16 protein-coding genes and 1 tRNA gene are annotated in these 18,175 nt (G+C 68.4%); 8 read left to right on the top strand and 9 right to left on the bottom strand.

The annotated features are described in order from the left end of the window. Positions 1-143: 143 nt before the first annotated feature. Positions 144-254: transfer RNA gene (locus EAO78_RS03630), tRNA-Glu, on the bottom strand. A 339-nt stretch (positions 255-593) separates the two neighbouring features. On the opposite strand from EAO78_RS03630, the gene EAO78_RS03635 reads away from it, so the two are divergent. Together EAO78_RS03635 and EAO78_RS03640 are read left to right on the top strand one after the other, a co-directional pair. After that, the gene (locus EAO78_RS03635) at positions 594-1,592 is read left to right on the top strand and encodes a phosphate signaling complex PhoU family protein (RefSeq protein WP_122104481.1); all 999 of its coding nucleotides are present in this window, start codon (positions 594-596) and stop codon (positions 1,590-1,592) included. 65 nt (positions 1,593-1,657) lie between these two features. Beyond that, positions 1,658-2,041 carry a hypothetical protein gene (locus EAO78_RS03640; protein WP_122104482.1) on the top strand — a complete coding sequence of 128 codons (384 nt, stop codon included), beginning with the start codon at positions 1,658-1,660 and terminating at the stop codon, positions 2,039-2,041. A 31-nt stretch (positions 2,042-2,072) separates the two neighbouring features. On the opposite strand, the gene EAO78_RS03645 is transcribed toward EAO78_RS03640, so the two are convergent. Together EAO78_RS03645 and EAO78_RS03650 are read right to left on the bottom strand one after the other, a co-directional pair. Continuing rightward, positions 2,073-3,269: a PAS domain-containing response regulator gene (locus EAO78_RS03645; RefSeq protein WP_122104483.1), complete on the bottom strand. Its 1,197-nt coding sequence runs from the start codon at positions 3,267-3,269 to the stop codon at positions 2,073-2,075. Positions 3,270-3,418: 149 nt separating this feature from the next. Then, complete coding sequence (locus tag EAO78_RS03650) at positions 3,419-3,682, bottom strand: hypothetical protein (RefSeq protein WP_122104484.1); 264 nt, start codon at positions 3,680-3,682, stop codon at positions 3,419-3,421. 86 nt (positions 3,683-3,768) lie between these two features. Between EAO78_RS03650 and EAO78_RS03655 the strand changes: the two genes are divergently transcribed. Next, on the top strand, positions 3,769-5,175 hold the full coding sequence (locus EAO78_RS03655; RefSeq protein WP_122104485.1) for a class II fumarate hydratase: 1,407 nt from the start codon (positions 3,769-3,771) through the stop codon (positions 5,173-5,175). A 72-nt stretch (positions 5,176-5,247) separates the two neighbouring features. On the opposite strand, the gene EAO78_RS03660 is transcribed toward EAO78_RS03655, so the two are convergent. Continuing rightward, positions 5,248-6,030, bottom strand: a complete 783-nt coding sequence (locus EAO78_RS03660; protein ID WP_122104486.1) for a response regulator — start codon at positions 6,028-6,030, stop codon at positions 5,248-5,250. Positions 6,031-6,210: 180 nt separating this feature from the next. On the opposite strand from EAO78_RS03660, the gene sucC reads away from it, so the two are divergent. From sucC to EAO78_RS03685, 5 genes are all read left to right on the top strand, one after another. After that, the gene (gene sucC, locus EAO78_RS03665) at positions 6,211-7,356 is read left to right on the top strand and encodes an ADP-forming succinate--CoA ligase subunit beta (RefSeq protein ID WP_122104487.1); all 1,146 of its coding nucleotides are present in this window, start codon (positions 6,211-6,213) and stop codon (positions 7,354-7,356) included. Then, a complete protein-coding gene (sucD, locus tag EAO78_RS03670) occupies positions 7,353-8,222 on the top strand; it encodes a succinate--CoA ligase subunit alpha (RefSeq protein ID WP_122104488.1) in 870 nt (289 codons plus the stop codon). The genes sucC and sucD overlap by 4 nt, the downstream gene beginning before the upstream one ends. Before the next feature lie 83 nt (positions 8,223-8,305). Further along, positions 8,306-10,804: a GAF domain-containing protein gene (locus EAO78_RS03675; RefSeq protein ID WP_122104489.1), complete on the top strand. Its 2,499-nt coding sequence runs from the start codon at positions 8,306-8,308 to the stop codon at positions 10,802-10,804. 106 nt (positions 10,805-10,910) lie between these two features. Beyond that, a complete protein-coding gene (locus tag EAO78_RS03680; RefSeq protein ID WP_122104490.1) occupies positions 10,911-11,198 on the top strand; it encodes a helix-turn-helix domain-containing protein in 288 nt (95 codons plus the stop codon). Positions 11,199-11,288: 90 nt separating this feature from the next. Beyond that, the gene (locus tag EAO78_RS03685; protein ID WP_122104491.1) at positions 11,289-12,656 is read left to right on the top strand and encodes a tRNA (N(6)-L-threonylcarbamoyladenosine(37)-C(2))-methylthiotransferase; all 1,368 of its coding nucleotides are present in this window, start codon (positions 11,289-11,291) and stop codon (positions 12,654-12,656) included. 5 nt (positions 12,657-12,661) lie between these two features. On the opposite strand, the gene EAO78_RS03690 is transcribed toward EAO78_RS03685, so the two are convergent. From EAO78_RS03690 to EAO78_RS03710, 5 genes are all read right to left on the bottom strand, one after another. Further along, positions 12,662-13,270, bottom strand: coding sequence for a trimeric intracellular cation channel family protein (locus EAO78_RS03690; RefSeq protein WP_122104539.1), 609 nt, complete (start codon positions 13,268-13,270; stop codon positions 12,662-12,664). A 424-nt stretch (positions 13,271-13,694) separates the two neighbouring features. Then, positions 13,695-14,426, bottom strand: coding sequence for a GNAT family N-acetyltransferase (locus EAO78_RS03695; RefSeq protein ID WP_122104492.1), 732 nt, complete (start codon positions 14,424-14,426; stop codon positions 13,695-13,697). Positions 14,427-14,487: 61 nt separating this feature from the next. Further along, a complete protein-coding gene (locus tag EAO78_RS03700; RefSeq protein WP_122104493.1) occupies positions 14,488-14,865 on the bottom strand; it encodes a hypothetical protein in 378 nt (125 codons plus the stop codon). 1 nt (position 14,866) lies between these two features. Continuing rightward, the gene (locus EAO78_RS03705) at positions 14,867-16,531 is read right to left on the bottom strand and encodes an FAD-dependent oxidoreductase (RefSeq protein WP_122104494.1); all 1,665 of its coding nucleotides are present in this window, start codon (positions 16,529-16,531) and stop codon (positions 14,867-14,869) included. Next, a complete protein-coding gene (locus EAO78_RS03710; RefSeq protein ID WP_122104495.1) occupies positions 16,528-18,174 on the bottom strand; it encodes an electron transfer flavoprotein subunit alpha/FixB family protein in 1,647 nt (548 codons plus the stop codon). The genes EAO78_RS03705 and EAO78_RS03710 overlap by 4 nt, the downstream gene beginning before the upstream one ends. Between the last annotated feature and the right edge of the window lies 1 nt (position 18,175).

Below are 18,175 nucleotides of genomic sequence, written 5' to 3' on the forward strand. Positions count from 1 at the left end.
CCGTGACGGGACCGAAGCCGGCGGCTTCGAGGTCGATCCCGACAGAACGCTCGGTCAGGAATGGACCACAGTCGGAGCGGAGCTCCTCCCCGGTTCAGATCCCCGACGCTGCGCGTCCGCTCGTCACGTCGTTCCCCAGGAAATGCTCGGTCAGGGATTTGAACCCTGGTCGTCGGCTGTCTTCCGAACCGGCACGGCAAGGTACCGCGTTCGTCGAAAGGCCAACATGATTGGCCGGACTACACCAACCGAGCGCGTTCTCCCGTTACGACGGGGTCGATTTAACTCTTCTCAACTCCCCTCGCCAGGACACTCCTTCACACGGAGCCGAGTCACGGAGGGCGACTCGAAACGATGGATCGAGGAGACGATGGATCGATGAACGGATCGATCGATGAACGGATCGATCGCCCACGAACCGCGAACGACCATATATATCCCGTCTCGAACTATGTATTCGATCGAAAACGATCCCCAACGTCCGGATACGGTACCAATATCGACGTAAGGAGGCCCATGGATCGGTTCGGCGTACTGCGCCCGTCTATATATTTTAGCACAGCCTTAAGTCGGGTCGGCCACGATCCGATCGCATGGAAACGCGGAAGGTGCAAGTCACCGGCGGCTCGACGTACACGGTCTCGATCCCGAAGTCCTGGGCGACCGAGAACGACGTCGGTGCCGGAAGCGAGGTGGAGTTCTACCCGGACGGCGACTCGCTCTTTCTCACGCCCCGCTCGGAGGAGGAACGCACCCGAGGTACCCTCGAGATCACCGGCCTGACCGGCCAGGACCTCACCCGTGCGGTGACGACGATGTACGTCAGCGGGTTCGACGTGATCGAGCTGACCGGCGGGGACATCACCACCGAACAGCGCTCGACGGTCCGGGAGGCGGTCCAGAGCCTCGTCGGCCTCGAGGTGTTGGAGGAGACGCGGGACCGCGTCGTGATCCGGGACCTGCTCGACTCCTCGGAGCTGTCGATCCACAACGCCGTCACCCGGATGCGACTGATCTCGTTGTCGATGCTCGAGGACGCGATCACGGCGCTCTCGGAGCTCGATCACGACCTCGCGCGCGACGTGATCGGCCGCGACGACGACCTCGACCGGCTGTGGCTCGTCGTCTCCCGGATCTTCCGCGCCACGCTCCGGACGCCGAAGGCCGCGGAGGAGCTCGGGCTCCCCCGCGAGGAGTGTTTCGACTACCACTCGAGCGCCCGCCAGCTGGAGCGGATCGGCGACCACGCGACCAAGATCGCCCACCTGACGCTGAACATCGAGGAGCCGCTTCCCGAGGACGTGATCGACGCCATCGACGACCTCCACGGCGACGCCGTCGAGGTGGTCGACACGGCGATGGACGCGCTGTTCGCCGAGGACAACGACGAGGCCACCCGGCTGGCGAACGAGGCGCGCACCGGCGTGCGGGCCATCGACGAGCGCGTGCGGGCCATCGACGAGCTGCTCCGCGGGCTCGACCCGACGCGCGCGCAACTCCTGGGACTCGTCGTCGATTCCGTCCTCCGGTCGGCCGATTACGGCGGGAACGTCGCCGAGACCGCCCTTCAGAAGGCCGCGCCGACGCCCTGAGTTTCGAACGCCGCGAACCCGACGAGTGACGTGTCTTTTTGTCCGTTCACCCCTGAGTCGGTCGCATGCCCGAGATCGAGTTAGGCGTCCCGCGAGGGGTCATCGAGTCGTTGCCGGAGGGCGAGGAGACCGCGGAGCGGGACATGCGGCGGGCGATCGCCGGGATCCAGTCCCGGTTGAACGGGGAGATCGACGGGAGCGACCCAGCGGAGGCGGCGGCGGTCGTCGTCGACGCGATCGAGCGCATGGAGGAGCAGGCGAGCACCTACCACGAGTTCGTGCCCGAACTCCGCGCGTGGGGGCAGTCGCCGATCTACGCGATCGCCTGGCGGAACCTCTACGTCGAGCTGATCGGCCAGCTGTACGAACACGAGTGGCTCGCCGGCGAGCTCGACCGCGAGCGCAACTTCCGGCTCGTCGACGACGGGATCCGGCTCTCGGACCTGTAGCGACGGTCCCGACCGGGAGCCGCCGTCACGCTCACTCCGAGGTCTCCCCGTCCCCGCCGAGCCGATACAGCCAGAGGTGACCGTCGCCCCCCGGAAGGTCGACCGGCCGGTAGGTCCGCCGAAGCGTCCGCCCGTCGTCGAGCGCCAGCCGCTCGTCGTAGACCGGCTCCCCGGTCTCGACGACCGCGTTCAGTCGGGTCACGAACCCCTCCGGATCGACGAAGCGGTCGCTCACCTCGACCGCGAACCGCTCGCAGTCGGCTCCCACCGCCTCCTCGGGGTTCCCGTCGATCTCGAACAGGTCGTACAGTCGGTGGTTAACGGCGAGGACGCGACGGTCGGCGTCCTCGACGAGCACGCCGTGCGGGAGCGTGTCGAACACCGTCGAGAGGACCGAATTGGTGCGCTCGAGTTCGCGTTTCCGTTCCTCGCGTTCGGTGATGTCCTCGAACTGTGAGAAGACGCGGATGACCTCGCCGTCGTCGTCGGTCACCACCTGGTTGTGCCACGCACAGCGGATCCGCTCGCCGTCGCGGGTGACGTTGTCGTTGACGCTCCGATAGCCGCCACGGTCGGCGAGCAGGCCGCGCTCGATCTCCGCCACGCGCCGTCGCTCCGCTTCGGGGACGATCGGCATCCACGTCCCGCCGACGAGCTCCTCGGCCGTGTAGCCGGTTATCTCCTCGGCGACCGGGTTCACCCGGACGATCTCGAACGTCTCGTCGTACTCGATGATGCCGAGCGGCGACTGCTCGATGAACCGCGAGAGCCGGTCCTGGCTCGCCGCCAGCGCCCGTTTGGACCGGTGCTGATCGACCGCGTTTCGGACGCGGTTCGCGAGCACGGTGTACTGGTCCGTGCCGCCCTCCTTCTGGAGGTAGTCGGTGACGCCCGCGGAGATGGCCTCGCTCGCGATCTCCTCGGACCCCTTTCCCGTGAACAACACGAACGGGACGTCGACGTCGCGGTCGCGGACCGTCTCGAGCAGCTCCAGTCCGTCGGCCCCCGGCATGTCGTAGTCGCTGACGATACAGTCGATCCGCTCGTCTTCCGTCTCGAGCGCCTCCAACGCGTCGGCGGCGGCGGTCTCCGACCGGACCGAGAACGCGTCGTCGACGCGCTCGAGGAACGTGGCGACGAGTTCGGTGAACTCCCGATCGTCGTCGACGTGGAGGACGCGGATCCGCTCGTTCCGGTCCGCCTCCGGCCGATGGAGGGGCTCGGTCATGATAGTACGGAAGACAGTCACGTGAAATATATCTTCGGGTCGGGGGGATCGAAGCGTGCCGACCCGCGACGACGCGCCGCGAAAACGGCAGTTGAACGGCTCGCTTCGGGCGATCGACGGGGATCACCGAGACGTGATCCCGAGGCGGTTCACTCGGATCGAGACTCGATCGACGGGTCGTCACGTCGGTCCGGTTCCGAACTGCCGGTTCGGGCGAGCCGGAAGAGCCCGACGAGCGCGCCGGCGACGATGACGGCACCCTCGATTTGGGCGGCCGTGAGGACCCACGGCTTCGGCTCCGCGTCCTCGGCGTTCCGGTAGGCGACGCGGGTGAGCACGCGAACGAGCGGACCGGGGGCGACCGCCTCGATCAGCCCGAGGATTCCGGCGGCGAGGAGCAAGTGGGCTCGCATGTTCGTCCTTCCACGGGAGACGACAAAAGCGATGCGGCCCCACCGAGAAGGGTAGTTTTTACTCCGTCTCCGGGGAAGGTCGGGACATGGGTGAGGACTACCGCACGGAGGAGGACAGCCTCGGGGAGATGCAGGTGCCGGCCGACGCCTACTGGGGCGCACAGACCCAGCGAGCCGTCGAGAACTTCCCGATCTCGGGGATCGGGTTCGGGCGGCGGTTCGTCCGCGCGCTCGGCGTCGTGAAGAAGGCGGCGGCGCAGGCGAACCGGGACCTGGACCTGATAGCGGACGACACCGCGGAGGCGATCGTCGCCGCAGCCGACGAGGTTATCGCGGGCGACCACGACGACCAGTTCCCCGTCGACGTCTTCCAGACGGGCTCGGGCACCTCCTCGAACATGAACGCCAACGAGGTGATCGCCAACCGCGCCGCCGAGATCGCGGGCGCGGAGATCGGCGACCGCGTCGTCCACCCCAACGACCACGTCAACTACGGCCAGTCGTCGAACGACGTGATCCCCACGGCGATGCACGTGGCCGCCCTGGAGGCCGTCGAGAAGGACCTCGTTCCCGCGCTGGAGACGCTCCACGCGGAGCTGGAGGCGAAGGAGGCCGAGTTCGACGGCGTCGTCAAGACGGGCCGAACCCACCTCCAGGACGCCACGCCGGTCCGGCTCGGCCAGGAGTTCGGCGGCTACCGCACCCAGATCGCGAAGGGGATCGAGCGCGTCGAGGCCGTCCAGTCGAACCTGCGCGAGCTCGCGCTCGGCGGGACGGCGGTCGGGACCGGACTCAACACCCACCCGGAGTTCCCCGGGCTCGCGGCCGAGTACGTCTCGGAGGCGACGGGCACGGAGTTCCGCGAGGCGGACGATCACTTCGAGGCGCAGGCCGCCCACGACGCGATGGCGGAGGCACACGGCACGCTCCGGACCGTCGCCGGCAGCATGAACAAGATCGCGAACGACCTGCGGCTGCTCGCCTCCGGCCCGCGAAACGGCCTGGGCGAGATCGAACAGCCGGAGAACCAGCCGGGGTCGTCGATCATGCCCGGCAAGATCAACCCGGTCGTCGCCGAGTCGGTCAACCAGGTCCACAAACAGGTCGTCGGCAACGACGCCGCCGTCTCCGCGGGCGCGGCCCGCGGCGAGATCGACTTGAACCTCTACAAGCCCGTGGTCGCGCACAACTTCCTCCAGTCGGCCGAACTGCTCTCGAACGCGGCCGAGACGTTCGGCGAGCGCTTCGTCGCGAAGCTCGAGGCCAACGAGGAGTACTGCGAGACGCGCGTCGAGCAGTCGATGGCGCTCGCGACCGCGCTGAACCCCGCGATCGGCTACGACAAGGCGAGCAAGGTGGCGAAGAAGGCGCTCTCCGAGGACAAGAGCGTCCGCGAGGTCGCCGTCGACGAGGGGTACCTCACCGAGGCGGAGGCCGACGAGGTGCTCGACCCCGAGGCGATGACCCACCGCGTCATCCTCGGCGACGACTGAGTCGGCCGACTAGCCGAGGGCCGGCCGTTCGGTCGCGTCTCCCCGGCCGGTATGCGTCCGAACGGCCGGGACTCACCGTTCGGGATCCTCGATCTCTTCCCGTTCGGTGATATCTGAGTAGATCGCGAACCCGCCCGAACCGTCGTCATAGACGGCGTTCTGAAGGAGAAATCGACGGAGGCCGTCCGCGGTTCGACGTGTAACCGCCTCCGAGTGAAGCCGTCCGCCGTCCTGGACGTGCCGGTTGATCCGTTTCGCTCCCTGCGTTCTGTCCTCGGGGACGATGTACGCGTCGAGCGAATCGCCGACGATCTCGTCGACGTCGTAGCCGAAGGTCTCCTCGAAAGCCGGGTTGACTCGTTCCACGATCGGCTCGCCGGCTTCGTACTCGACCTCGACGGTCGGCTGTGAGAGGCGATCGAAGAGCGTCCGAAACCGCCGGCGTTCCTCCTCCACCTGCCGTTCGGCCCGGAGCTTGCTCACGGCGTTGGTGACGCGGTTGGCCAGGATTTCGTACTGATCCGTACCCGACCCCTTCTGGAGGTAGTCGGTGACGCCGGCGGAGATCGCCTCGCTCGCGATCTCCTCGTTGCCCTTGCCGGTGAACAGGATGACCGGGAGGTCGACCCACCGCTCGCGTATGCGACACAGGAACTCGATCCCGTTTCTTCCCGGCATGTCGTAGTCGGAGACGACACACTGGTACTCGGCGTCGTCGAGCAGATCGAGTCCTTCGTCCGCGCTCGTCGCCGTTTCGACCTCCAGGCGATCGTCCTCCCGTTCGAGAAAGGTGGCGGTCATCTCCGCGAACCCCGCCTCGTCGTCGACGTGAAGGACGCTGATTGAGCCGTTCATTGTCTGCAAGTCAATATCTAATACTATACTTCCGTGTGAGAATATAAATCCGGTGGCCCGGTCGTCGATCGGTGTCGCCGTCGGATTCTCGTCCCCCATCCGATTCCCGTCCCGCGTCGTACTCGCCGCGCGCGCCGAATCGGCACCATTTAAGCCGCCGTCGATACCGATCTAACACGGATGAAACTTCACGAACATCAAGCGAAGACTATCTTCGCCGACGCCGGGATCCCCGTACCGAACTCCCGGCTGGCGACGAGCGTCGAGGAGGTCCTCGACGCCGTCGACGAGATCGGCTACCCGGCCGCGATCAAAGCGCAGGTCCACGTGGGGGGCCGCGGGAAGGCCGGCGGGATCAAGATCGCGACCGACCGCGAGGAGGCCGAGGAGTACGCCGGAGCGATCCTCGGGATGGACCTCAAGGGCTACACCGTCGACCGGGTCCTCGTCGAGGAGGGCGTCGACTTCGTCGACGAGCTGTACGTCGGCGTGACGATGGACCGCGGCGAGGGGAAGCCGGTCCTGATGGTGTCGACGGAGGGCGGCGTCGACATCGAGGAGGTCGCGGCGGAGAACCCCGACGCGATCGCGCGCGAGCACGTCGACCCCGCGTTCGGGCTCCACCCGTATCAGGCCCGCAAGGTCGTCTACGAGGCCGGCGTCGACGCCGACGTGGCGCTCGACGTGGCCTCGATCCTCTCGACGCTGTACGACCTCTACGAGGACAGCGACGCCTCGGAGATCGAGGTCAACCCGGTCATGATCACGGGCGACCGCGACGTCGTCGCCGCCGACGCGGTGATGAACGTCGACGAGGACGCGCTGTTCCGCCAGCCCGAGCTCGCGGAGATGGCGGAGGAGTCCTACGAGGACGACCTCGAGCGCAAGGCCGGCGAGTACGGCTTCGACTACGTCCGCCTGTCGGGCAACGTCGGCATCATCGGCAACGGCGCGGGGCTCGTGATGACCACGCTCGACCTGGTCGACTACTACGGCGGGAAGCCCGCCAACTTCCTCGACATCGGCGGCGGCGCGAAGGCCGAACGCGTCACGCAGGCGCTCGACATGGTCTTCTCTGACCCCAACGTCGACAGCGTCGTCTTCAACATCTTCGGCGGGATCACCCGCGGCGACGAGGTCGCCAAGGGGATCAACGAGGCGCTCGCCGAGTTCGACGAGATCCCGAAGCCGGTCGTCGTCCGGCTCGCGGGGACCAACGCCGAGGAGGGAATGGAGATCCTGAACACCGACCTGATCGAGGTCGAGGAGACGCTGGAGGACGCGGTCCAGCGTGCGGTGAGGAACGCGGAGGAGGTGGCCCAATGAGTATCTTCGTCGACGACGACACGCGCGTGGTGGTCCAGGGGATCACCGGCGGGGAAGGCAAGTTCCACGCCGAACAGATGATCGAGTACGGGACGAACGTCGTCGCGGGCGCGGTGCCCGGCAAGGGCGGCCAGGAGGCCGCCGGCGTTCCGGTGTACGACACCGTGGACGAGGCCGTCGAGGCGGAGGACGCCGACGCCTCCGTGATCTTCGTGCCGCCGGCGTTCGCCGCCGACGCGGTCTTCGAGGCGCTCGACACCGACCTCGACCTCGCCGTGGCGATCACCGAGGGGATCCCGACCCAGGACATGGCGAAGGTGAACAAGCGTCTCGGCGAGACCGACACGCGACTGCTCGGCCCGAACTGTCCGGGCATCATCACGCCGGGCGAGGCGAAACTCGGCATCCTGCCGGGCAACATCTTCGCCGACGGCAACGTCGGGCTCGTCTCCCGCTCGGGTACCCTGACCTACCAGGTCGTCGATAACCTCACCGAGCGCGGCATCGGCCAGACGACCGCCATCGGCATCGGCGGCGACCCGATCATCGGCACCTCCTTCATCGACGCGCTGGAGGCGTTCGAGGCCGACGCCGAGACCGACGCGGTCGTGATGTGCGGCGAGATCGGCGGCGAGGACGAGGAGCAGGCCGCGCGGTTCATCGGCGAGCACATGGACACGCCGGTCGCCGGCTTCATCGCCGGCCGCACCGCCCCGCCGGGCAAGCGAATGGGCCACGCGGGTGCCATCGTCTCCGGCTCGGGGACGGGTACCGCCCAGTCGAAGATCGACGCGCTCAACGACGCGGGCGTCCCCGTCGGCGACACCCCCGAGGAGGTCGCCGACCACGTCGAGAGCTTCCTCTAGGAGCGCTCGTCCGTCCCCGTTGCGGGTATCGATCCTGATTCTTCCGCGAAACGTTCAAATAAACACACGATGTGTCGGACCGTATGGAACCACGCCCCGGGGACGGTTCCGGCGGACCGGACGGGTCCGACGGGGGGAACGGAACCGGACGGTCCGCGGGTGCCGGCACGGTGGAACGCCGGAAGGTCGTCCTCGTCGTCGACGACGAGCCCGGCGCGGCGGACCTCGCGGCGACGTACCTCGATCGGCTCCTCGACGGCGTCGAGGCCGTGACGGCGACGTCGCCGCCGGCGGCGCTCGAACTGCTCCGGGAGCGCCAGATCGACTGCGTCGTCAGCGACCACGACATGCCGGAGGCCACCGGGCTGGAGCTGCTCGGAAGGGTGCGTGAGGAGTACCCGAACCTCCCGTTCTTGTTGTTCACGGGGAAGGGGAGCGAGGAGATCGCGAGCGAGGCCATCTCCGCCGGCGTCACCGACTACCTCCAGAAGGGTGGCGGCACCGACCAGTACGAAATGCTCGCGAACCGCGTCCGTAACGCGCTCTCGCGCCGACGGGTCAAGTGTGACCTCCGCGAGGTCAACCGGAAGGTGACCGCGATCCACGAGTTCGCGACCGAGCTCTCCTCGGCCGACACCGTCGCGGAGGTGTTCGAGCGGGTCGTCGACGTTGCCGAGCAGGTACTCGAGTTCGACCGGTGTCTCACGGCCAGACGCGACGGCGAGTACGTCTATCCCGCGGCGCTCTCGGAGGGCGTCACGGACGACGACGTGCGGCGGTTCGAGTTCGGCGAGGGGCTCGCGGGCCGAACCGTGGCGGAGGAACGGACGTACCTGGTCGACGAGGTCGGCAGGTCGGCGGACGCCGACCCGGTCGCGGACGACATCGAGTCGGCTATCAGCGTTCCGATCGGAAGATACAGGCTCATTCAGGCGATCTCCGGCGGTCAAGCCACCTTCGACGAGCGGGACGTGGAGTTCGCCGAACTGGTCGCCGCACACGCCGCGGAGGCGATGGAACAGATCGAGACGGAACGGGCCCTCCGCGCGGAGCGCGACCGGCTCGCGGCGCTCTTCGACAACGTCCCGTCGCCGGTCGCCCGGCTCGTGATCGACGAGGACGGGACCCGCCGGCTCGACGAGACGAACGCGGCGTTCGAGGAGACGTTCGGCCGTGCCGCGGGCGAGGCCACGTACGAGGAGATGTGTGCGGCCACCCTTCCGGGGGGCGCCGAGTCGATCGAGCCGGACTGGTTCGACGCCGACGTCGACTCGATCCGGACGGAGGTCGAGCGACGGACCGTCTCGGGCGTCCGCGACTTCATCCTGAACGCCATCCCGACCGAGCGTGACGGCGGGATACTCCTCCATCTGGTGTACGCCGACATCGACGAGCAGAAGCGGGTCGAACGGACCCTCCGCCGACTCCACGAGGCGACCCGCGAGATGTTCCACGGGGAGGACCGCGAGGAGGTCGCCGGGATCGCGTCGCGGACGGCGATCGACACGCTCGGGTTCCCGAACAGCGGCGTCCGGCTGTACGACTCCGACTCCGGAACCCTCCGTCCGACGGCGATAAGCGAGGAGGCGACCGCGGCGATCGGCGATCGACCCCCGTTCGGTCCGGGCGACGGGCGGATCTGGGACGCGTTCGACCGCGGCGAGACGATCGTCGTCGACGACCTCGCGGCGACGGAGACGGCGGTCGAGTACGGCGACCTCCGGAGCCTCCTCGTCGTGCCGCTCGGCGACCACGGCGTGATGCCGCTCGGGTCGCCGGAGCCGGCGTTCTTCGGTGACACGGACGTCCAGCTCGCGCGGGTGTTGGCCGCGAACGTGACCGCCGCGCTCGACCGGGCGGAGCGAACCGAACAGCTCCGCGAGCGCGACGCCGCGCTCCAGCGTGAGCTCGACCGGCTCGAGAAGTTCGCGGGCGTGGTGAGCCACGATCTCCGGAACCCGCTCACCGTCGCGAACGGACGGCTCGGGCTCCTTCGCGGGCTGATCGACGGCGAGGACGCCCACGAGCAGCTCGATCTGGTCGAGGAGGCTCACGAACGGATGGGCGAGCTGATAGACGACCTCCTCGAACTGGCCAGAGAGGGGCGGACGGTCGACGACCCGGAGCCGGTCTCGCTCGCCGAGTCCGCGAGGGGAGCGTGGGGGACCGTCGACACGGACGGTGCCGTCCTGGAGGTCGAAAGCGAGGACACGACCGTCCACGCCGATCCGGAGCGACTCCGGACGCTCCTCGAGAACCTGTTCCGGAACAGCGTGGAACACGGTTCCACGGGCAGTCGGCCGGAGCCCGGCAACAACGGAGTGAACGACGGCCCGGGCGTCACCGTGACCGTCGGGACGCTGTCGGACGGCTTCTTCGTCGCCGACGACGGCCCGGGATTCGACGGCGTCGATCCCGACGAGGCGATGGAGTACGGGGTCTCGAGCGACGACCGCGGGTCCGGTCTCGGGCTGGCCATCGTCAGTGAGATCGCCGACGCACACGGCTGGCGGATGACGGTCGGCGAGAGCGGGGTCGCGGACGGGGACGGCGTCCGATTCGAGTTCCGGACCGAACGATAGCCGCCGCGGTTCGCCCGAATCGCGGCTCCGGAGTCCCGATCATCGGACGTGCGCGGCTCGCGCACACCCGGACCACGGTTATGGCCGGCTCGCCCCACCGATCGGTATGGACGACGACGTACGCGAACGGCTCGAACCGCTCCCGCCGAGCGCCAAGCTCGTGTACTACGTGCTCGACGCCGAGGGACGGTTCGACCAGACGGGGCTCGCGGCGGAGACCCGGCTCTCGACGCGCACGGTCCGGTTCGCGATCGAGAAGCTGGCCGACGCCGACCTCGTCGAGGAGGGGTTCTGTCCCACCGACGCGCGTCGTTCCGTGTACGAACCGGCCGACCCCGTGGAGGCGGAGTCCGCTCACGGGGCCGCGCCGTCCGCGGTCGCCGCCGAGGACTGACCGACGCGACGGCGACCGGGGAGTCGACTCGATACGCTTCTCCCCGATCCGTCGCCCTTTTGGCCGCCCGCCGGGTATGACGGGTAACCGATGGCGACGTACCACATCGAGACGTACGGCTGTACGTCCAACCGGGGCGAGAGCCGCGCGATCGAACGCGCCCTCCGGGACGGCGGCCACCGGCCGGCCGACGGTCCCGAGGACGCCGACGTCGCCATCCTCAACAGCTGTACGGTCGTCGAGAAGACCGAGCGAAACATGCTCCGCCGCGCCGAGGAGCTCGAAGCCCAAACCGCCGAACTCGTCGTCACCGGCTGTATGGCGCTGGCACAGGGCGAGGAGTTCCGCGAGGCCGGCATCGACGCCGAGGTGCTCCACTGGGACGAGGTTCCGGAGCACGTCCTCAACGGCGAGTGTCCCACGCACACCCCCGACACGGAGCCGATCCTCGACGGCACCATCGGCATCCTCCCCATCGCGCGCGGCTGTATGAGCAACTGCTCGTACTGTATCACCAAGTTCGCGACCGGACGCGTCGACTCCCCGCCGATCGAGGAGAACGTCGAGAAGGCCCGCGCGCTGGTCCACGCCGGCGCGAAGGAGATCCGCGTGACCGGACAGGACACCGGCGTCTACGGCTGGGACACCGGCGACCGGAAGCTGCCCGAACTGCTCGACCGGATCTGCGACATCGACGGCGAGTTCCGGGTCCGGCTCGGGATGGCGAACCCCGGCGGGATCCACGGCATCCACGAGGAGCTGGCGGACGTCTTCGCGCGAAACGAGAAGCTGTACGACTTCATCCACGCCCCCGTACAGTCCGGCTCCGACGACGTCCTCGCCGACATGCGCCGGCAACACCGCGTCGACAAGTTCCGGGAGGTCGTGGCGGCGCTCGACGACCGGCTCGACCACTGGACGCTCTCGACCGACTTCATCGTCGGCTTCCCGACGGAGAGCGACGCCGATCACGAACGGTCGATGGACCTCCTGCGGGAGGTCCGCCCCGAGAAGATCAACGTCACCCGCTTCTCCAAGCGACCCGGGACGGACGCCGCGGACATGAAGGGACTCGGCGGGACGGTTAAAAAGGAGCGCTCGAAGGCGATGTCGGAGCTGAAGATGGAGGTCGTCGGCGAGGCGTACGGCTCGATGATCGGCGACGAGTTCGAGGTGCTCGTCGTCGAGGAGGGTACCGGCGACTCCGTGAAGTGTCGCGACTCCGCCTACCGGCAGATAATCGTCCAGCGGGCGACGGACCGCGGGGTCGAAGTGGGGGACTTCCTGACCGTCGAGGTGACGAGCCACAACACCGTCTACGCGTTCGGCGATCCGGTCGAGGCGAGCGACGCCGACGAGGACGAGAGCGTCGGGGACGAGGCCGTCGAGAGTGAAGTCGACAGGAGCGAGGTCGACGGGAGCGGAGACCCCGCGGAGAGCACCCCGTCGTCGGCGTAGCCGAGTCAGCGCGTCGGCGGTTCGATCTCCCCGGCCGTGGGAAGCTCCCAGCCGTAGGTGACGGCCGCGAGCCGCGTCGCGACGGTGACGGCCGCACAGAGCGCGGCGGCGGTGCTGCCGACGACGCCGACGGCTCCCGCCACGACGTAGGTGAGCCCGCCCAGCACGGCACAGCTGGCGTAGAAGTCCTCGAAGAGGATGAACGGGGCTCGGTCGAGGAGGAGGTCGGCGAACGCGCCGCCGCCCACGGCGTTGATCGTCGCGATCGCGACGACGCCGAACGCGGAAACGCCCGCCTCCGTGGCGACGATCGCCCCCGCGGTGGCGAAGGCGGCGAGCCCGATCGCGTCCGACACGAGCGTGATCGGGTGGGTGTCCGGCGCCGCGAGCACGACCTGTAACGCGATCGCCAGCGCGACGCCGAACAGCCCGAGCGCGATCTCGATCGGCGACTGGAGCGCCAACGGCGTTCGTAACACGAGGACGTCCCGGGTCGCCCCGCCGGCGAACGCCATCGCCAGCCCGACGATGGTGATCCCGAAGAGATCGAAGTCCTCCCGGATCGCCTTCGTGGACCCGACGAGCGCGAACGCGACGAGCCCGACGGTGTTCATCACCGCGAAGGGGTCACCGAACAGCGTGACGAGGAGTTCCCGGCTCACTGGGAACCCCTCCGTAGGGTGAACGGTTGAATCTACCGTCAGCGGATCCGGTCCCGGGGCGTTCGGCGTCCTCCCGTCGACGACCGCCAGCGTGGTCATCGCCCCGGCGACGTGGGTTGCAGCCGTCGACACGGTGCCCCGAACCGGATCGACCGCGTTTCCGGTCTCCGACATCGCCGGAAGGGTGGGTTTCGAGCCGTACGAATGTGTGATGAATTCAGATACTATTACTGAGAATAGATCAGGGTGGACACGGGAAAAAGCTCGCTTGCTGTCGGGGCGAGCGAGTCCAGAGCGGGGCGTCTCCGCGACCGGACGACTCTCGGTGGCCGCGAGACGGCCCGCGGGGGGCGTCGATCGCCGCCGCCGGGGGCGATCAGAGCGTGACGGCCATCATCACTTCGTCGACGTACTCGCCGTCGATGCGGTAGTGGCCCTCGCGGGTCGCCTCCTCCTCCCAGCCGTGCGCTTCGAGGAACGCGATCGCCTCCTCGTTCGTCGAGGGGACGCTGTTGTAGATCCGCTCGTAGCCCTCATCGGCGGCCCACTCGAGACCGCGTTCGAGGAGGTGGCTCCCGATCCCGTTTCGCCGGTACTCGGGGAGGACGCCGACCGTGAGCTCCGCGGTGTGACTCAGCTTCTCCAGCTCCGGATGGCTGATGTTGACCCAGCCGATCACGTCGCCGTTCACGGTCGCGACGAAGAACACGCGGGATTTCACCCCGCCCTGCTGGTAGAGCACCTGTTCCTCGTCGAGGATGTCCGCGATGTTCTCCGCGACGACGTCGTTGCCGTCCTCGACGGCGTCGCGTATCACTCCGAGGAGCCCCGAGAGGTCGGGCTGTCGCGCCGGTCGGATGTTGAACGACACCGCCTCGCCGGCGAACTCCTCTTCGGCCCCACCCCCGAAGTCGTCCTCGACGCCGGGCACGAGTTCGCCGCCCTCCTCCCGCAACAGCCCGTCACGCTTCAGGATCGTGATGTGGTGTCCGAACTGCGTCGGATCGAACCCCAGGTCCTCCCGGGCCGCCTCGTACGCCACGCGGCCCCGATCCTGGACGTACTCGTAGATGTCTCGACGGTCCTTGTGTTCTACTTCCCGGATCATGCCTGATACTACCACGCACCCTCACTTATGTTTAATTATAAATTATATTTAATTTCCAATACTACCGTCCGGTTCGCGGCGGGACGTCGGTGAGCAGCTGGGCGGTGTCGCGGACGTTGTGCGTCTCGACCAGCAGCTCCGCGGCCTCCCGAACGGTCACGTCGGGGTCGCGAGGCGAGCCGTGACACCGGAGATACAGCGCCAGCCAGTCGTTCACCGCCGCCTGTAGCATCGACAGCTCGACCTCGGAGAGTCGGACGTGCTCGTCACCCGTGCGGGCCCGGAGGTACACCGCGATCGTCGGACCGAGCCCCTTCCGGAGGTACTCGAGACCGCGCTCCTCGGCCGGTGGCGACGCCGGGGGTTCGAACGACTCCCGCTCCTCGCGAGCCCGACCGGCCAGGTCGGCGATCCGCTGGGCGTACTGTGAGGTCGTCATCTCATCCCTGCCGGAACTCGACGCCCTTCCCGCCGCGGGGGTGTTCCCAGTCGGTGTCCGCGACGACGGCGCAGGTGCCGCACTCGACGCATGGCTGGGTGTCGAGACTCACGACGGTCCGCTCGTCGCCGTTCGTCCGGACCGTCTCCTCGCGGTAGCAGCCGCCGCCGAAGTCGCGGGCGCTGACCGGACAGGCGGTCACGGCGTCGCCGCTGGCCGCGAAGGAGTCGTCGTCGACCTCGATGTGCGGGTTGCCCACGTCGACGTCGTAGGTGAGGTCGCCGATCCGATCGGCGAGGTCCGGCGGATCCACGTCGTTTTCCCCGCCGATCCGCTCGCCGAGCTCCTCCGCGATGACCGTCGGCAGGGTCACGTACGGCGTCCGGGTGTCCGGCACCATCATCGAGAGGAACGGCGAGCCGTACAGCGTCTCGAGACGGTCGCCGAGCGCCCGCACGCCGAACCGTCCGACCGGCGACTCCAGCACCGCGTCCAGGACGTCCGTGACCGGATCGTGTTCCGCGAGCGCTCGAACCGCGCGATACCGCGGGGGACAGAGCTTCTTCATCACCCCCTCGTCGCGGAGCTTCCGCTCGTAGAGGTCGCCCGCCGCGTCCGGGTCGTTCCGCGAGCGCGCTTCAGAGAACGCCTCGGCGGCGAGCGCGCCGGCCGTGACAGCGTGGTTCATTCCCTTGATGATCGGGCCCTGCGCCTGCATCTGCCCGGCGGCGTCCCCGACGAGAACGAGGCGACCCTCGTGTGGCGAGGGGTGGGCGACCTTCTTCGAGTCGGGAACGAGCTTCGCGGCGTACTCGAGCTCCTCGTACCCGTCGTCGAGCCAGCGGGCCAGAAGCGGATGCGTGAGCAGCGCGTCGAGCAGCTCGTGAGGCTCGGCCTCCTCCGCGACGAGGCTGTCGAGGTGGAACACCGTGCCGATCGAGAGGGTGCCCTCGTTGGTGTAGAGGAACCCGCCACCGCGGACGTCCTCGAAGAGGTCGCCGGAGAACAGGTGGGCCTCCCCCTCGTCGCCGTCGAGGCCGAACCGGTCGTCGATCGCTCCCTCGGGCATGTCCACGACCGCCTTCACGCCCTGGAACCACTCCTCCGGCTCCTCCCAGTCCATCAGCCCGGCGTCGCGAGCGAGTTCGCTGTTCACGCCGTCGGCGGCGACGACGAGGTCGGCCTCGATGGGGTCGAGCTCGTCGCAGGTCACGCCGACGATCTCGCCTCCCTCGCGGAGCAGGCCGTTCACCCGGACGCCGGTGAGCAGCCCGCCGCCGGTCTCGCGGGTCAGTTCGTGGACCCGTTCGGCGAGCCAGGAGTCCATCTTCCGGCGAAGGACGGCGTCCGACCACTCGGTGTCGTGCTCGTGGAGGTCGGTGATGTCGAACGTCTCGACTCGATCGCCAGCGAGGTTGTGGAGGTAGTAGTCCGTGACGGGACGCTCCGTGGCCGCCTCCCGGAACCCGGAGAACAGGTCGTCGATGGCGTAGGGAGCCGACTCCTCGGCGTAGAGGAGCCCCCCGGAGACGTTCTTCGACCCGGCCTCGACGCCCCGCTCCAACACGAGGGTCTCCACGTCGTTGCGGGCGAGCACGGCCGCGGCCGCCGCGCCGCCGGGGCCCGCGCCCACGACGACGGCCTCGTAGCGTTCGCGTTCGGTCATTCGGTCTCACCCCCGTCGGCGACGGCCTCGGCGTCCAACTCTCCGCTTTCGAGCGCCTCGGTCAGTCGCGGCAGGACCTCGAAGAGGTCGCCGTCGATGAAGTAGTCCGAGAAGTCGCGGATGTCCGCCTCGGGGTCGGTGTTGATCGCGACGATGGTGTCGGACTCGTCCATTCCGACCTTGTGCTGGATCGCGCCGCTGATGCCGGCGGCGACGTAGAGGTCGGGTTCCACCTCCTGGCCGGTCTCGCCGATCTGCCGCTCCTCGGCGGCGTACCGCTCGACGTGGCCCTCGAACTGGTAGGAGGAGGTGACGATCCCCCGTGAGATCCCCAGTGCGGCGTCCTCGAACGCGTCGACCAGGTCGAGACCGAGTTCCATCCCCCGCGTCGGGTCCGCGCCGATCCCGCGACCGAGCGCGACGATAACCTCGTGGCCCGTCAGGTCGACGCCGCCCTCCAGGCGGTCGAACTCCTCGACGTCGACGCGGAACCACTCCTCGTCGAGGGCGAACTCGTGTTCGACCACCTCCCCCTCCCGCTCGGGGTCCGGTTCGGGCGTCTCGAAGCTCCCGGGGATGACCGAGGCACCCTGCGGGTGGAACTCGCGGCTCGGGTTGTCGAGACAGAGGATCGTCGAGTACTCGAAGCCGCTGAAGTCCGGTCGCTTCATGTGGAGGACGCGCTCGAACTCGCGGTCCTCGCCGCCGGTCTTCGCGGGGTTCGAGATGACCGCGTTCTCGATGTAGAGCCCGGAGCAGTCGCTCGCGAGCCCCGAGTCGAGTTCGGCCTGTACCAGCGCCGAGAGGTCGCGGCCGTTGTGCGTCGCCGGGAACAGGACGTACCGGGGCTCGTCGTAGTCGCGCCACTCCGCGGGGTCGGGGTCCCCCGCCCCGGGGTCGCCGCCCCAGCGCGCCATGTCACAGAACACGCGGGTGTACGGCTCGTGCCGGAACCGACTCAGCCGGGCATCCTCGTGGTAGACGACCACGTCGGCGCCGTGTTCGATACACGTCTCGGCGTGGCCCACGACGTCGTCGCCGACGAGCACCGCGACGACCTTCTCCTCGGCGTCGTACTCGTCGGTGTAGTCGTCCATCAGCTCGCGCGCCTTCCCGAGCATCTCCAGGGAGGCGTCGATCAGCTCGCCGGCCTGCGTCTCACAGTACACCCACACGTCCCCGTAGGTGCCGTCCTCCAGCGCGCGGACGTGTCGCTTGTCCGCCGTCGGGTGGTCGAGGTCGGGGTGTTTCTCCTCCGGCGGGACGACCTCCGTCGCCTCCTCGTCGCTGCCGCGTACCGAGTCGAGGCGATTGTCGACGAGCGTGAGCACGCTGTCGCGGCTCTCGCCGGCCGCCTCGGCGTCGCGGATCCGCTCCAGCTCGTCGGGGTCGTCGATGTCCTGAAGCGCGTTACCCACCTCGGCGGCCGTCATCTCGGTCGGGTCGACTTCGCCGGCCTCCTCCTCGTCCTCGGTGAACTTCTCGATCCGGCTCTCGATGAGGGTTTTCGCTCCCGCGCGGTTCTCGCCGGCCGCCTCGGCCGACAGGATCGCCCGCAGTCCGTCGACGTCCTCGATGGTCTGGATCTCGGGACCCAGCTCCTGGATCGTGTACTCGCCGGGGTCGAGCGGCGGTTCCGTCATG

Origin of the sequence: Halobellus captivus, assembly GCF_003697845.1 — an archaeon.
In the GTDB taxonomy this organism is placed as follows: domain Archaea; phylum Halobacteriota; class Halobacteria; order Halobacteriales; family Haloferacaceae; genus Halorubrum; species Halorubrum glutamatedens.

Excerpts from the sequence above, each read along its gene's own strand:
- EAO78_RS03635 (WP_122104481.1), top strand. The coding sequence starts at position 594 with ATGGAAACGCGGAAGGTGCAAGTCACCGGCGGCTCGACGTACACGGTC.
- EAO78_RS03640 (WP_122104482.1), top strand. The coding sequence starts at position 1,658 with ATGCCCGAGATCGAGTTAGGCGTCCCGCGAGGGGTCATCGAGTCGTTG.
- EAO78_RS03645 (WP_122104483.1), bottom strand. The coding sequence starts at position 3,269 with ATGACCGAGCCCCTCCATCGGCCGGAGGCGGACCGGAACGAGCGGATC.
- EAO78_RS03650 (WP_122104484.1), bottom strand. The coding sequence starts at position 3,682 with ATGCGAGCCCACTTGCTCCTCGCCGCCGGAATCCTCGGGCTGATCGAG.
- EAO78_RS03655 (WP_122104485.1), top strand. The coding sequence starts at position 3,769 with ATGGGTGAGGACTACCGCACGGAGGAGGACAGCCTCGGGGAGATGCAG.
- EAO78_RS03660 (WP_122104486.1), bottom strand. The coding sequence starts at position 6,030 with ATGAACGGCTCAATCAGCGTCCTTCACGTCGACGACGAGGCGGGGTTC.
- sucC (WP_122104487.1), top strand. The coding sequence starts at position 6,211 with ATGAAACTTCACGAACATCAAGCGAAGACTATCTTCGCCGACGCCGGG.
- sucD (WP_122104488.1), top strand. The coding sequence starts at position 7,353 with ATGAGTATCTTCGTCGACGACGACACGCGCGTGGTGGTCCAGGGGATC.
- EAO78_RS03675 (WP_122104489.1), top strand. The coding sequence starts at position 8,306 with ATGGAACCACGCCCCGGGGACGGTTCCGGCGGACCGGACGGGTCCGAC.
- EAO78_RS03680 (WP_122104490.1), top strand. The coding sequence starts at position 10,911 with ATGGACGACGACGTACGCGAACGGCTCGAACCGCTCCCGCCGAGCGCC.
- EAO78_RS03685 (WP_122104491.1), top strand. The coding sequence starts at position 11,289 with ATGGCGACGTACCACATCGAGACGTACGGCTGTACGTCCAACCGGGGC.
- EAO78_RS03690 (WP_122104539.1), bottom strand. The coding sequence starts at position 13,270 with ATGAACACCGTCGGGCTCGTCGCGTTCGCGCTCGTCGGGTCCACGAAG.
- EAO78_RS03695 (WP_122104492.1), bottom strand. The coding sequence starts at position 14,426 with ATGATCCGGGAAGTAGAACACAAGGACCGTCGAGACATCTACGAGTAC.
- EAO78_RS03700 (WP_122104493.1), bottom strand. The coding sequence starts at position 14,865 with ATGACGACCTCACAGTACGCCCAGCGGATCGCCGACCTGGCCGGTCGG.
- EAO78_RS03705 (WP_122104494.1), bottom strand. The coding sequence starts at position 16,531 with ATGACCGAACGCGAACGCTACGAGGCCGTCGTCGTGGGCGCGGGCCCC.
- EAO78_RS03710 (WP_122104495.1), bottom strand. The coding sequence starts at position 18,174 with ATGACGGAACCGCCGCTCGACCCCGGCGAGTACACGATCCAGGAGCTG.